This is a genomic window from Acetobacter aceti NBRC 14818 (assembly GCF_000193495.2).
In the GTDB taxonomy this organism is placed as follows: Bacteria; Pseudomonadota; Alphaproteobacteria; order Acetobacterales; family Acetobacteraceae; genus Acetobacter; species Acetobacter aceti.
Genome location: NZ_AP023410.1, coordinates 507,920 through 522,370, shown reverse-complemented (window position 1 = coordinate 522,370; position 14,451 = coordinate 507,920). Strand labels below are relative to the sequence as shown.

The 14,451-nt window shown below is 57.4% G+C and carries 12 protein-coding genes and 1 tRNA gene; 9 read left to right on the top strand and 4 right to left on the bottom strand.

The genetic code is table 11. From position 1 onward, the window contains the following. Nucleotides 1-49 precede the first annotated feature (49 nt). The 9 genes from dksA to EMQ_RS02325 all read left to right on the top strand — a co-directional run bounded on the left by dksA (nt 50) and on the right by EMQ_RS02325 (nt 8,431). Nucleotides 50-463 (top strand): RNA polymerase-binding protein DksA, encoded by a 414-nt coding sequence (gene dksA / locus EMQ_RS02365; protein WP_010666119.1) that lies wholly within the window; start codon nt 50-52, stop codon nt 461-463. An 86-nt stretch (nt 464-549) separates the two neighbouring features. Further along, nucleotides 550-624, top strand: a tRNA-Thr gene (locus EMQ_RS02360). 195 nt (nt 625-819) lie between these two features. After that, a complete protein-coding gene (locus EMQ_RS02355; RefSeq protein WP_018308524.1) occupies nt 820-2,217 on the top strand; it encodes an MATE family efflux transporter in 1,398 nt (465 codons plus the stop codon). Nucleotides 2,218-2,320: 103 nt separating this feature from the next. Continuing rightward, nucleotides 2,321-4,639 (top strand): cache domain-containing protein, encoded by a 2,319-nt coding sequence (locus tag EMQ_RS02350; protein WP_018308525.1) that lies wholly within the window; start codon nt 2,321-2,323, stop codon nt 4,637-4,639. Between the two features lie 44 nt (nt 4,640-4,683). Then, nucleotides 4,684-5,583, top strand: coding sequence for an MlaE family ABC transporter permease (locus tag EMQ_RS02345; RefSeq protein ID WP_010666401.1), 900 nt, complete (start codon nt 4,684-4,686; stop codon nt 5,581-5,583). A 64-nt stretch (nt 5,584-5,647) separates the two neighbouring features. Continuing rightward, entirely contained in the window at nt 5,648-6,346 is a 699-nt protein-coding gene (locus EMQ_RS02340; protein WP_010666400.1) for an ABC transporter ATP-binding protein, read from the top strand. After that, on the top strand, nt 6,346-7,296 hold the full coding sequence (locus EMQ_RS02335; RefSeq protein ID WP_010666399.1) for an MlaD family protein: 951 nt from the start codon (nt 6,346-6,348) through the stop codon (nt 7,294-7,296). The genes EMQ_RS02340 and EMQ_RS02335 overlap by 1 nt, the downstream gene beginning before the upstream one ends. Then, entirely contained in the window at nt 7,293-8,243 is a 951-nt protein-coding gene (locus EMQ_RS02330) for an outer membrane protein assembly factor BamD (protein WP_010666398.1), read from the top strand. The genes EMQ_RS02335 and EMQ_RS02330 overlap by 4 nt, the downstream gene beginning before the upstream one ends. After that, on the top strand, nt 8,240-8,431 hold the full coding sequence (locus tag EMQ_RS02325) for a hypothetical protein (protein ID WP_010666397.1): 192 nt from the start codon (nt 8,240-8,242) through the stop codon (nt 8,429-8,431). The genes EMQ_RS02330 and EMQ_RS02325 overlap by 4 nt, the downstream gene beginning before the upstream one ends. Nucleotides 8,432-8,618: 187 nt before the next feature. Here EMQ_RS02325 and EMQ_RS02320 read toward each other — a convergent pair whose 3' ends face one another. From EMQ_RS02320 to EMQ_RS02305, 4 genes are all read right to left on the bottom strand, one after another. Next, on the bottom strand, nt 8,619-10,076 hold the full coding sequence (locus EMQ_RS02320; protein ID WP_010666500.1) for a SulP family inorganic anion transporter: 1,458 nt from the start codon (nt 10,074-10,076) through the stop codon (nt 8,619-8,621). Nucleotides 10,077-10,108: 32 nt separating this feature from the next. Further along, on the bottom strand, nt 10,109-11,743 hold the full coding sequence (locus EMQ_RS02315) for a tetratricopeptide repeat protein (RefSeq protein ID WP_010666499.1): 1,635 nt from the start codon (nt 11,741-11,743) through the stop codon (nt 10,109-10,111). A gap of 14 nt (nt 11,744-11,757) precedes the next feature. Further along, nucleotides 11,758-12,348, bottom strand: a complete 591-nt coding sequence (locus tag EMQ_RS02310; protein WP_026200274.1) for a CarD family transcriptional regulator — start codon at nt 12,346-12,348, stop codon at nt 11,758-11,760. Between the two features lie 238 nt (nt 12,349-12,586). Next, on the bottom strand, nt 12,587-14,338 hold the full coding sequence (locus EMQ_RS02305) for a porin family protein (protein ID WP_010666444.1): 1,752 nt from the start codon (nt 14,336-14,338) through the stop codon (nt 12,587-12,589). Nucleotides 14,339-14,451 lie beyond the last annotated feature (113 nt).

Here is a 14,451-nt window from a genome sequence, read left to right as displayed (position 1 = left end):
AGCCGCGCATTCGTCAGGGGGCTTTGCCTCAGGGAACGGAGACAATATTATGCTGACACTTCCTCCGGATTATGTGCCTTCTGAAAAAGAAGAGTTCATGAATCCCCTGCAGGTTGAATATTTCCGCCAGAAACTGGTTAAATGGCGCAATGAACTGCTGAAAGAAGCAGGCGGAACACTCGCCAGTCTTTCCGAAGGCGGTATCCATGAAGCCGATGTGACGGACCGGGCCAGTGTCGAGACGGACCGCGCTCTCGAGCTTCGCACACGCGATCGCGCGCGCAAACTGATTGGGAAAATCAATCAGGCGCTTCTTCGTATCGAAAACAATGCCTACGGATATTGTGAGGAGACCGGCGAACCTATCGGCCTCAAGCGCCTGGAAGCCCGCCCCATCGCCACCCTGTCGATCGAGGCGCAGGAGCGTCATGAGCGGATGGAAAAGATCCATCGCGACGATTGACACCATGCGGGGAACAAAAAAATGTTCCCCAAGGATTTTAGGGGGTTGCCGTCATCGCATTCTGACGGTAGGAACCCACCCGCAGCGCTGCTGTAGCTCAGTGGTAGAGCACTCCCTTGGTAAGGGAGAGGTCGCGAGTTCAATCCTCGCCAGCAGCACCAGTTTCCTGCAAATCTGAAAATGTCAGGCTTCAGTAAAATACTCCCAGGAGTGTTTTCATTTTCTGATAACAGCAAACAATATAATATATTATACAAAGATCATTTTGCCTGATCCGGATATTTTGAGCGTAACGGGGCAGGTCCATCGTTACGGATGCCTCTTCCCGGATGCAGTCAAGCGGTGAACGACACGTAATGCCAAGGGAAGTTCCGTCCATCGAGAAGCAAGAGACATATGTCAGCCCTGTTCAGACTGGCGACGACGCCACGCAGACACTGCTGAAGTCTTTTCTCATCTTCATGCTGCCGGTCCTGATGGACTGCGTTCTGCAATCCATCGCAAGCACGATTGGCAACGTCTATATCGGTCGCCTGCTAGGCGCTGAGGATCTGGCTGCAGCCAGCACATTCTATCCGTTACTGCTTATTCTCGTTTCATGTGGCGTGGGGCTTGGGTCGGGGGCTGGCGTTCTTGTTGGGCAGCTCTGGGGGGCAGGCCATCCCGAGCGGGCTCGCGCCATGGCGTCCGCTGCCGTGGCTGTTTCGATCGTTCTGGGTGGGATTGTGGCGATCGGTGGACAATGGGCTGTGGGACCCATGCTTCGGCTGTTCAGTGTGCCTGCCAACATCACGGATCATGCAGCGCAGTATTGCCGGGTCTTTCTGGCGGGAACACCAGCCCTGATTCTGGTGGTGACAGTGGCGATCACGCTGCGTGGCGCCGGGGATAACATCCGACCACTTGTCATGATGGGATTGCAGATTGTTGTCTCGCTTGTTGTGACACCCATTCTGCTGAAGACTTCCCTGGGGCTTTCAGGAGCGGCTGTCGCCGCCATTCTCGGCTGGGTGCTGGCGCTTCTGCTGGCTGGCATCTGGTTGAAACAGTCCGGACATGAGCTTGCTCCGGGACTGGGGATGCTGAGAGAGCTTGTGCCGAAACGTCAGGTGCTGTGGTCTGTAATCCGCCTTGGCTTTCCTGCAATGGTCGAAGTCGCCACGCAGGGCCTGGCCGAGATTGTTCTGGTTGGTCGGATCAACGGATTCGGTTCCGAGATGACGGCGGCGTATGGTCTGTTCACACAAACCCTGACCTATATCGAATATCCGGGCATGGCTGTCGGCATAACCGTTTCGGTCATGTGTTCTCATGCCATTGGCGCACGGAATCCCCAGCGCGCCCGGGAGATTCTCCGGATCGGATTTCTGGTGGGACTGCTCATGACTGGCGCACTGGCGGCGATCGTCATGCTGATTCCCGAGACGGTGTCGCTGCTGTTTACGTCAAATCCGCATGTCATTGCTCTTGCCTCTCACGCCTTCAGGGCGGTCATGGGGAGCGCGGTTCTTCTGTCTCTGGGCGGAGTGCTGGGTTCGGCCATGCGGGCAAGCGGTGATTCTGTGGCGCCGATGGGCATCATGCTGGGCTGCATTGCATTCGTGGAGCTGCCTGCAGGCTATATGTTTGCGCATTATTACGGCGCGTGGGGTGTGTGGTTTGGCTATACGGCCAGCTTCTCTGCGGTCTTTCTGTCGAGCGTGGCCTATTGGGCCTTGCGCTGGCGGCATCGCCCATTGGTGCCTGTGCAATGACAATCTTGTGGTGGAAACCATTTTGTTAAGAATGGCTTAATCTGCTACGCTTCAGGTGTGTGACACCGGATTGCGCGTCTAAGCCTAGAGGAACACGAAGCTTTTGGTTGCGAATGAGATAGTCGATCCGACAGAGCAGAAAGACGTCTCCCTGCGTCAGAAGTTCATTCAGGTCGTGGTGCCTGTTGCAACAGTGTTGCTCATCCTTCTGGCGATCGGCGGGATCGGCTGGCACAACTACCGCACCACGCGGGCGGGAGTTCTGAAGCTGACGCATGAACTGCTCCAGTCGGTGCAGCGCTACGTTGTGCAGGATGTAACCGGCTACATGGGCGCAGCCACGCTGGGTGGCTCATTCGCGCAGGATTTCATCAGCCACGCGCCTGTCGCCGTAACAAGGGGCGCTTTCTATTCCTACGGCGCCACGATGCTTCGGCTCGTCCCTCAGATCCAGTCCTATTACATGGGCGACCAGACGGGAGGATTCCTGCTGGTTGAACGAAGCCCTGATGGAAAAGGTCTCGAATATACCGATCTGCGGGTTGTCGATGGAAAGGCTGTTTTTCATCACGATTTTTACGATGAAAAAGGCAAGAAAATCCGGTCGGAAGAAAATACTTCAGACAATTATGATCCGCGGGGCCGCCCTTGGTATCAGGGGGCCATCGAGAAAAAGGGGTTTTCCTGGACACCTCCCACAATTTACGCCTCGACCAAGCAACTGGTTGTAACCGGTTCGGTACCTCTCATGGGGCAAGACGGAGTTCAGAGAGTTTTTGCGATCAATGTTTCGCTGAACGAACTGAGCGACTTTCTGGATGCGCTGAAAATCAGCCAGAACGGCACGGCGATCATTCTGGACAGCAATGGTCGCATCATCGCCGGGCATGGCTTCCAGTCAGTCGTCGAGAGGTCTCAGGGTGACCCGGCCAGGATGACGCTGGATCCGGCGACGCAGGGCACCTTCAAACGCGTTTATGACACGTACCGGGTTCGCGGGGTCGGCTCTCATCCGTTCCGTTATGGCGGCAAGAACTATATCGGTATGGCTCAGACCTTGCCGTCGTCCGATCACTGGGTTCTGCTGATTGTCGCGCCTGAAAACGATTTCGCCAGTTTTGCGCGGCAGAGTGGCCGGGAAAGTTTCCAGTTTTCCGTCATTATTATTGTTCTGGCAGGCATCCTTGCGGCTCTTCTCGCCCGTCAGGGACGACGCACGGAGCGCGTCACGAAAGAACTCAGGCACGAGAAAGCGCTGACAAATACACAGACGTCCGCTTTGCAACAGATTGCCGTCACGCCCGATCTTCTGAACGTCAACGGCGAGGCGCTGGCCCTGACGGAAGAACTTGCCCACATCACGCAGGGGCGCAAGGCGTCTCTGTGGCGATTGCTGCATGATGGCATGGCGCTGATCTGTGAAGACAGTTTCGATGCACGACAGGAAGCTCATTCCGGTGGTTTCGACCTGTCCCGCAAGGATATGGAGGATTTCTTCAAACTCGTGGACGCCGGAGTGCCTGTGTCGGTGCCGGTGGCGGCAAAGGATGAGAGGACCGCTGCTTACGAGCGCGTCGTCATGCGCGACAGCGGCACGTCTTCCCTGATGCTCTACCCCATTCGGGGCGCCAGCGGCGGTCATACGGATATTGTCGGTGTCATCACGATCGAAGATGCGCCCGATCCTCTGTCAGTCAGCTATTTTCTGGAAATTGTGGCCTCGATCGCGGCCATCCGTTTCGGTGGCATGGCGGAAATGCCGGAACCGGAGAAGGTGTCTGCGGCAGATGCCTCGGAAGTTCAGAAACTGCCTGCACCCCGCTTTGACGCGGCGCTCATGCAGGCCACGACAGCCAGTGGTGAAGTTGGCCAGGGACAGTTCCCCAGCGTCGCCGTGATGGTCGTCACCTTCTCTGATCCTGTCATGGAAAACGGGGATGATGGGTCTTCTCTTCTACCTCTGATCGACCGGATCGCGTCCGAAGTTCAGGAAATCGCCAAGCGGTACAATCTGTTCTCCGTAAAAGTCGCGGGGCACCGACTGATCTGCGTGGCGGGATGCACCAAGGAGACTGACTCCACAGCGATCTGGAGAGTGGCCGAAGCGGCGCTGGTACTTCGTGAAGCCTGCATGTTGCTGCTTTCCTCTGCCAATATTGAACCGATCTTCAGCATCGGCATGGATTACGGTCCGGCCATGGGTGGGGAGCTTGGCACCGATCCAAGGATCTTCAATCTGTGGGGAGAGGCGGTCACCCTTGCGGAACTCATGGCGCAGGGCGCGCCGGATGTCGGCACGATTGAGGTTACCGAGCGGGTGTATCAGGCGCTCCGGGAACATTATCTGTTCCATAGCCGCGGCTCATTTTATGCACCAAATGCTGGTATAGGGCGGGTTTATGTACTCGCGACCAGACGGTGACAGACAAGCCGACAGGGCAGGGAGGCCCGCCAGACGAACACAGAGTGCCAGAAGGCACTCTGCCGGATGATCCCGGGAGCATCGCTCACGGGCTGGGTGTTCCGCCGGAAACCTTCCATCCCGATGATACGCAACGGGAAGATGCAACGCTTGGCGAGCGCTTTGTCTATTTTCTTGGCTGGCTCGGGGCGCTGGTTCGCAAGCAGGTCTGGTTTCTGCTCATCATGCTGGGGACCATGTGGGGCGTGCTGCGCGAAAGCGTGCGCGGTAATTCCTGGCGTCGGACTGTCCGATACGAATTCCAGCTCACGCTTTCGGATGTCGCCGGAAAAGGTCTTATCAGCACTCTGGTCATGGGCTCCCTGACTGGTGTCGGCGTGGTGTCCCAGGCGATTTACTGGCTTGGTTTCGCCGGAATGGCCAAGATGACGGGATCCGTTCTGGTGAGCGTCATTGTGCGGGAACTGGCGCCTATTCTGGTGGGTATCCTGATGCTGGGTCGCAGCGGGATGCTGTCTCTTGCTGAAGTGGGGATGCTGGCGACTGGGGGGCAGATCCGTTCCATGCAGGCGGAAGGTCTTGATCCGTTCCTGCTGCTCGTGCTGCCAAGGACGCTGGCCTTCACGGTGGCGGGTTTTACGCTCGGCATCATGTTCTCCCTCGCGTCCCTGACGACGGGCTACATCATCAGCCGTGCATCCGGTGCTCTGTCGAACTCGCTGTTTTCATTCTACTATGACGTGGTCACAGCCATGACCCCGGCAGATTATCTGCTGATCCCGCTCAAGTTTGTTGTTGTCGGGTTTCTCGTGGGGTTGGGTTGCTGTGTCAGCGGCCTGACGGCGTCGAATGAAGACTCTCTGCGGACCATGCTTCCTCGGGGCTTTTCTCGCGGCATTCTGATCGTGATGACGGTCAGTGTTCTTTTCAGCCTCAAGGTATGAGGAGACTGGAAAGCATGTTGTCTGAGAACCGCATTCTGTCACTCTTTTCGGAAAAGAGTGACGCATGAAACACCTCACCGGTCCCATGCTCGAACTGGCCGATGCCACGCCGGTCTTTGACGAGAGCAGCCTGCCACCCGTGCCGCTTTCCCTGCGCGTGATGCCCGGTGAATGTGCTGTCATCGAGACGCGCGACATGTCGAGAGCGACCATGTTCGCCGATCTGTGTTCCGGCATGGTGCATCTGCGCAACGGCAGTGCGCGTTTCATGGATATGAACTGGAATGATCTGGATGACCGGCACCGCAACGCCCTGCGTGGTCGCATCGGGCGCATCACCCGCAGACCGGTGTGGACGGATCTGTTCGGCACCCATGTGGGTATGATGTTCAAGGAACTGCATCATACAACTGTTTCGGTGCAGGATCTGACAGGGGAAACCGCCCGTCTCTGCACCCAGTTCGGGTTGCCGGGTATTCCCGTTGAAACACCGCGCCGTCTCTCAAGTGCGGATCTGGTAAGGGCGTCCTGTGTTCGGGCATTTCTGGGACAGCCCCAGTTGCTTCTGATCGAGGATCCTCTGGAGGGTAGTCCCGTGGATATTTCAGGGGCATTCTTTGAATGTCTGACAGAAGCACGTGACAGAGGGGCGGCAGTCGTCTGGTTTGTCCGCGACACAACTGTGTGGCAGCCCTATCGCAAAGCGGTCAGCGCCCTGTGGCGGCTGGCGGATGATGGTCTCTTAACGGTACGGATACGCTGATGTTTCAGGTCAGGTTACGGCAGAAAGGCCGCCCTCTTATTCATCTGCGCTATGCTGACGAGTGGGTTGGTCTGCTTGTTCTGATCGCCATGGTGCTTTTCGCGGCGGCGGTCATCGAGGCCGGCGTGCTCAGTGACTGGCTCAGCCCGCCCGCCCGCCTGCGCGTCGTGCTGCCGGAGACCGGTGTCGGTGGTCTGACCGTGGGAGGCGATGTGCAGATCCTCGGTGCACACGCCGGAACGATCCGCGCCATCAAGCTGAATCCTACCGGCGGCATGTATGCTCTGGTGGACCTCGATCCGCAGGTGGAACCGTTCCTGCGCCGTGACAGCAAGGCCGTCATCAGGAAAGCGTTTGTCGTGGCCGGAGCGAGTTATCTCGATCTGACCCGTGGTTCCGGCGAGGCGATGGACTGGAATTACGCCGTCATCAACGCCATCACCGAGCCGAGCCCGACGGACATGATTACCCAGACTCTGAAGGACATTCAGGCCCAGATCATGCCCGCTCTCTCCAGCGCCCGTCACATGATGGCGCAGCTGGATGAGGCGATCACGGACATGCATGCGGGCAAAGGCAGTGTCGGCCAGTTGATGACCAACGACGATCTGGTGCGCAAGTCAGAGGCGATGATCGTTTCTCTCAACGAGGTGATCAACCGTCTGCGGCCGGAAGAAGAGCAGCTTCGCGCCATCCTCAGCAAGACCGACAGCACGATGGCCAATGTGAAATCCGCTACGCATGACCTGAAGAACGCCACGCCGAGACTGCCTTCCATAACCAAGAATGTGGATGAAAGTCTGGCCAGCGTTCCGGCCATGCTCACTCAGGCGCAGACAACGCTTTACAGCCTGCAGAAACTCACGGACCAGCTGAAAGGACTGTGGCTGCTCGGCGGTCATCAGCAGAAGAGCAAAAACCGGCTGCCAGCCAGAAAGGTGGCACCATGAAGAAAGTCTCCCTGATCGCAGCCCTGCTGCTGTGCACGACCCTTTCAGGCTGTGCAGGGTCAACGAAAGACGAAACGGTTCAGGATCAGGACGTGGCCTATCAGCAGGCCATGGATGTAGGCAGTCAGGCTCTGGCTATCGAGCGTTATTCCGTTGCGGAAAAGTCCTATCGTGAAGCGACACGGCTGGCCCTGCGTCGTAATGACGTAGGCGCCATTGGCGATGCCTCCTACAATCTTGCCGTCACGCAGCTTGCGGCAGACGAGCCATCAGATGCGCTTCAGACCGTGCAGAATGCCCGCTCTGCTCTGGCCATGCGTCAGGGAAGTGAGGCGCACGCGACAGCTGGTGGGCTACCTCAGAGCTCACACGGAGCAGAGACCGTTGAGTCAGACTCCGGTGCGCTCAGTCTCGTGGCGGCAGCTTCTGCTTTTCGTCTGAATGATCTTGGTATAGCAGCGCGCGAGGCCCGGGTCGCCACCCAGTCACCGGATACGGATGTCTCCCTGCGTGGAGCCTTTGTGCAGGGACTAGTCGCAGCACGACAGCACGACAGTACGACCCTTATGTCGGCAATCGGGACGATCCAGTCGGCCAAGCCACCGCAGTCCGCTGTGCAGAAAGGCGATCTGGCGGAGCTTCAGGCCTGTTACTCCCTGAACAGCAACCCGCAGCAGGCCATGAACCATGCGGCGGATGCTGTTTCCCTGCGTCGTGAGACGGGAGATTACAGGGCGATGGCCCGTGCGCTGGCGTTGGAAGCACAGGCGGCACGTCAGGCAGGGCAGGGACAACGTGCGAACGCGCTTCTGGCTCAGGCCGCCCAGAGCCTCGGCGCAAGAGCCGGGACAGACGCTGACACCGATCCTCTGGCTGCGCAGTATATGCGTGAAGCCGGGTCCATGGCCCCAATCCAGCCCTTCAAAGCTCGGGAAACGACACAATGAATAAGACTATTCTAACGTCAGGCACGGCTGGCTGGCGACGCTGGCTGATGCTTTTTGTGCTGGCCTGCACCATTTCCGCCTGTGCCGACGATGACGGCAATGGAAAATATGGTTTCCACTCCAAACATCGCCACGGAAAGCAGCCGCCGACCTGGTATAGGGTTCCTGACAGGCAGCCAGCGAACTGAATGTCTGGTGTTCTGGCGTCGCTTTCCTGACAAGCAGCGGACCCGGAAATTTCAACATGATCAAAGGCATTGTCACAAAGCAAGGCCGTGCGACAATGCCTTAGGCAATAAAGCCGTTACCTGAAAAAAAACAGGTAACGGCTTTCGTTTTTTCTGGCGAAAATTGCCGTCATTCCGGATTTGGTAATTAGCCCGAAATGGAAGAGCAGCGCTCAAGCAGACTGCTGCTCTTTTGATTAAGCCCCGTCAGCTGAACGACATATCCGCGCTCCTTCAGGCTGGTGACGATTGTTTCAATCGCTCCCGTACCCGTACTGTCCCAGATATGAGCCTGACTCAGGTCGATGGTCACGGCCGTGCCATTGCCGGCTGCGGGTTCGCCATACTCGATGGAATCTTCCAGCAGTTCAGCCGAGGCGAAGAAGACTTCGCCTTTGACGGCGTAATGCACCGATCCTGTCCGGGCATCCTGCGTCTTATCGACCTTGAGCATCGACGACACATTGGAAGCGAAGAAGACGCCGCTAAGCAGGACGCCGACGGCAACGCCCGCCGCCAGATTGTGGGTCAGCACGACAACAACGACGGTGACGACCATGACCGTGCTGGCGAGAGGCGGATGGGAGGTCAATTCCTTGATGGACGACCATGAAAAGGTGCTGGCTGACACCATGACCATGATGGCGACCAGAGCGGCGACCGGCACCTGTGCGACGAGCGGACGCAGCAGCACCATCAGGACGAGCAGAAACACGCCCGCGAAAAGCGTCGAAAGCCGTCCCCGACCACCATAGCGAATGTTACCGACTGTCTGTCCGATCATGCCGCAGCCTGCAATGCCGCCAAACAGCCCGGAAGCGCAGTTGGCCAGTCCCAGACCGATGGATTCCTGACGTTTGTCGGATGGCGTTGACGTTAGGTCATCTACCACTCGTGCCGTCATCAGGCTTTCCAGCAGTCCCACCATGGCCATTGCAAGTGCCGCCGGAAAGATGATTTCCAGTGTTTCGGATGTAAACGGCAGATGCGGCAGAACGGGAAGCGGCAGTCCGTCGGGAAGATGTCCAAGGTCCGATACCCGTGCGACCGGCATCGGATACAGCGTGACGATGACCGTCAGCACCACGATGCAGATGAGTGGTGACGGGATGGCCGTGAAGAAACGTGGAACGCCATAGATGATGGCCAGTCCGATCCCGAGCAGCATCCATGTCTGCCACGATACACCAGTCAGATGTGGCAGCTGTGCAGAAAAGATCAGAATGGCCAGAGCGTTCACAAAGCCGGTCCGCACTGGCCGGGACACAAACCGCATTAGCACATGCAGACGCAGCAGACCGAACACAATCTGGATGACGCCGCAGAGCAGGGTCGCCAGCAGCAGATACTGCACACCATGTGCATGGACTAGGCCAGCAGCGACGAGCGCGACTGAGCCAGCTGCTGCGGAAATCATCGCCGGCCGACCGCCCGTAAAGGCGATGACGATGCTGATGATAAAGGAGGCGTACAGGCCGACCGAAGGATCAACGCCTGCGACGAAGGCAAAGGCGATGACCTCGGGGATAAGAGCAAAGGTCGCGACCATGCCGGCAAGGCATTCGCGAACGGGATTGGCTTTCCAGCCTCCCAAATAACCAGTCATTCAATATTCCAGATAAAGACGTCGAAAAAAAATCAGGACCGTTTGTGAGCTGCGGCCATCTTTTTAAGGTGTGCGGCAACGCGTTTGACCACGTCATCCCACTTGTGGGGTTTCTTCTGGCGGATAATCGTCAAATCCGGGTACCAGATCGAATCATCCCGTCCCGATAGCCAGCGCCAGCAGTTGTCAAACCGGTCCATGAGCAGGACAGGACGCCCCAGAGCGCCAGCAAGATGGACGACCGATGTATCCACCGAAACCAGCACGTCGATCCCCATAAGAAAGGAAGCCGTATCGTCCATTGTATCGGCGTAAGGCATCAGGTCCAGAATTTCCTTGCCGCACGGCAGGGTCGTACCCTGTTCGGCGTGAGGTCCTTTCTGGAAACTGATCAGATTGATGCCCGCTATTTTCCCTAGTGGATCAAGGGAGGCGAGGGAGGTGGAGCGTTTGCGGTCAAGCATCAGAGCGCTGCTGAGATTGGGACGGGGTGCCCCACCCCAGACAAGTCCGACATTCAGCTTGCCGTTATCCGGAAGCAACTCGCGTGCAGCCTGATCTTTCCGAGGATCCGTATGGAGATAGGGAACAGGGTCGCCCATGGCGTCCTCCGTTCCAACAAAGACTCTGGGCAGACTGATGAATGGACAATGCCAGTCAAATTCAGGCACGTTTCCACCAACCTGCACGACGGCAGCGCCTTCCACCCGGCGGCACAGATCCGCCAGCGTCTCAGGCACCCACAGATGAACGATCGCACCACGACGGGCCAGGGCCGGGATATAGCGGAGATACATAAGCGTATCGCCAAGGCCCTCTTCCTGCGTCACGAGTATACGCTTGCCGCGAATGTCGACGCCGTCTCCCAGAGAGGGAACCAGCAGTGACGCAGGCAGTTGGGAATGCCCCGGAAGCTGAAGACGCCATTCGTGTTCCGCCCAGCCCTGCGCATATCGACCGGCCTTGAGAAGGGAGATCGAGTGGTTCAGGCGGATTGTTGCGTTCTGAGGTCGTTCAATGATGGCAGAGCGATAGAGAGCCAATGCGTCGTCAGAACGGTTCAGAGCGGAGTAGATACAGGCCAGATTTGAGAGCGCACTGGCATTGTCTGGGATCAGTTTCAGCACTTTCTTGAATATCTTGGTGGCTTCACTGATCTCGCCCAGTTCCATGAGCGCGATGGCCTTGAAATTCATAGTCAGCGGCGAGGTCGGACGAACATCCAGCGAATGGTCCAGAATCCTGAGAGCCTCTTCGGTTTCACCAAGATAGATCAGGATTTCACCCAGAGCATCCAGTACGCGCGCATCGTTGGGTGTAATCTTTAGAAGAGCCTCAAGTGTCTTTCTGGCCTGCTCTCTTCTGTTCAGGCGACCGAAGAGAGCAACAAGATCAAGAGCCGGATGTTTGCTGCCTTCACCAAGATGAAAAGCGGAGTGAAGGCAGAGAGCGGCTTCTTCATGTTGCTCAAGACCAGTGAGTGCGAAGCCCAGCAGGGAATCGATGGCCTCGGATCCCATGCCGCCATGTGGGCTGAGAGCCACCATGACCTCGGCAAAATGCTCCGCTTCCAGTTCCATCTCTGCCCGCCTCAACAGCAGTTTCAGCGCTTCGCTGGAGGGAAGGGATGTGTTCTCGGAAAGCGGAGCGGGCGAGGGGAGCAGCACAGTCAGTTCCTGTGTCAGGCGGCTTTCATCACGGCGGTCAATGACTGAAGCACATCTGCCGGCTCTTTCTTTTCAAGAACGGCGACCTCGGCCACGAAACGCTCCTGAGCCGCCTCGAACAGCTTGCGTTCACTGAAGCTGCCATCAAGACTGTCGACGTTCCGGCGCAGGTCACGGAGTACTTCCGCAATCTGGACCAGATCACCGGAGTTGATCTTTTCCTGATAGGCCACAGCACGGCGTGCCCACATGCCCTTGCTGACATGAGGCTTGCCCTTGATGATGGACATCGCCTTGTCGACAATCTCACGGGAGACGATCTTGCGCAGACCGGCCTTCCGCGCTTTTGAAAGCGGAATACGCAGTGTCATCTGATTGCCGGGGAAGGAAATCTGGATCACCTCCAGCTTTGTCCCGGCAATTTCATCAACGCCGATCCGGTCAACGCGCCCGACGCCGTGGGCCGCATAGACGATTGAGTCGCCTTCCTGAAACGGATCTTCGTCTTTTACCTTCGTTTTCGCCTGCGCAGCAGTCGTGGCCGCTGCTGTCCGCGCCATGGCGTCTGTGACGCCGCCCTTCGGAGGAGATCTGAATGTATTCATAGGTGCAGCTTTACCATAAAAACGCGACGTTGTCTTGTGGACCAAAATGCTCGGCATGTGATGCGAGCATTCAAAGCATCGACCGCCTGAAAGTTGCACTATTTTTTACAATGCAACCTTTTCGGACATTGAAAGACAACGTGACCTTTTCCGGTGGGTTCAACACTCAGCACGATGGACGGACTCTATCTTTATCCAGACAGATCATCCGGCAAACGCTTCTGCTTGCTTCAGAAGATCAGAAGAAGAGCACCGCACCGCCAGAAGCCGAGTTATCCTTGCCGCGATTGCCATTGTGCGCGATTGATTCGGTATGGCTGTATTCCGCGACAAACTGGATCCAGTCTGTCCATTTGTAGAACAGCGCACCCACTTCAGACTCATTGCGTCGGACAAGAATGGAATCGATTTCGCCCGGAGCCTGGTAGAGATTGCTGACACCATAACTTGCGGCAAGCCGTAGCTTCTTATCGAACGAGTAGGAACCCTGAACGTAATAGCCCTCGGAATTACGCTTGTTGCCAGCGGGGGTGATACCGTCGAAGAAAAGTCCCGTGCTGCCGAGACCACTCGCCCGATAGTAGTATCCGACGCCCTCGAAGCCTTTATAGCTGAGCTTCGCGCCAACTTCTCCGGCTTCAACCGTAGCGCTTTTGCCCTGGCTTTCGCTGATGACCGAAGAATACAGTCTCTGCTGATGCTGGATGAGGAAGCCGGCCCAGACACGGCCCTTGATGTCGCCGCTGGTAAAGTCATAGGTGACCTTGCCCTGAGCCATCGGCGCGCTGTGATGGGTGGACTGGGCTGAAAGCGCATCCGGTCCCGTGCCGTTATTGTTGGTGCCGGCAAAGTTGAACTCATCCATCGGCTGCATGACGCCGACCGTGACCTGCACGCCGCTCATCATGGGCGACTGGTAGGAAATCTGCGGGATCCAGTCGGCGTAGAGGTAACCTACGCCGATACGACCAAGGCTGGTGTTGCCGGGGGCCGAGTTGCCGCCAATGGAACCCAGCGTGATAAGGGTGGCGTCATCAAGAATGGCGTCAGAACCGAAGATACCAAGATCACGACCGATCTTGATTGTTCCCATCTTCTTGTTCCCGAAGGTCATGTAAACCTGACGGAAATCGATGCCGGGCGTTCCAAGTGCGACGGGACTACCGCCGGAATTGGCGTTCATGGCGCCCGGTTTGTTGTTGTCGAGGCCCGGATACATGCCGAACACCGCCGCCATATCGATGCCATCCTGCGTGGTGGTGATCTTGGTGATCAGAGCCGCAGGAAGGTAACCGTTGCGAACGGCGGACGCATCAAACTTGCTGCCGCCCGCACCCGCGGATGTGCCGCCACCGACATAGCGTCCATATGCGTTGTCGTATGTGTAGAAACCGTTCACGAAGCCGGACAGATTGATCGCGACAGGACCGGCGTGGAAGGTCACGCCTTTGCCGGGGACGTATTTGTCCACCCTAACAATGGTGGGGTCATTGATGGCCGCCTGAGCCGCCAGCATGGACTGACGGGCCGAGCGTGCGCTGGCGGCTGCGTCATAGGCGGCATCCTGAGCATCAAGGAATACCGGCGTGACATCCGAACCGCTCGCCACGGCGACATGATGTGCGGACGAGGAGGTCGAATGGAAATGTCCGGCACGATCCTGATCCCGTGTGGAAGCCAGACGGGTAGCACGGCGATCACTGCGGTCTGATTCGGCTTCGGCGCTTTCCTGCTGATGGCGACGGTGCTTGATCATCAGGGCGCTATATTCGCCCTGTGTAAGGCTGCCCTTGATCTTCAGAATATCCAGCAGGTCGGTATATTCATCAGCTCTCGCCTGATGAGCTGTCAGAAAAAGTGATGAGCTTGCAAGCAGGCTGACAGCCAGAAAAGAGTTGCGGCTGGAACGGCGCATGCTTTCAGGCACTACCGATGGAGACCGGCTAAAGGTACGGAAAGCAGAAATCAGGGCCAGCTGAACTCCGATCATAGTGGTCCTTTTCGGGCCTGCGTGGAGACGGCTCGGTAAAGCCGTCGACAGTGCCAGGCATGGTGAGACGATATGTGACGACGCTACGTCTGAAATGTGACGAAATAGTAATG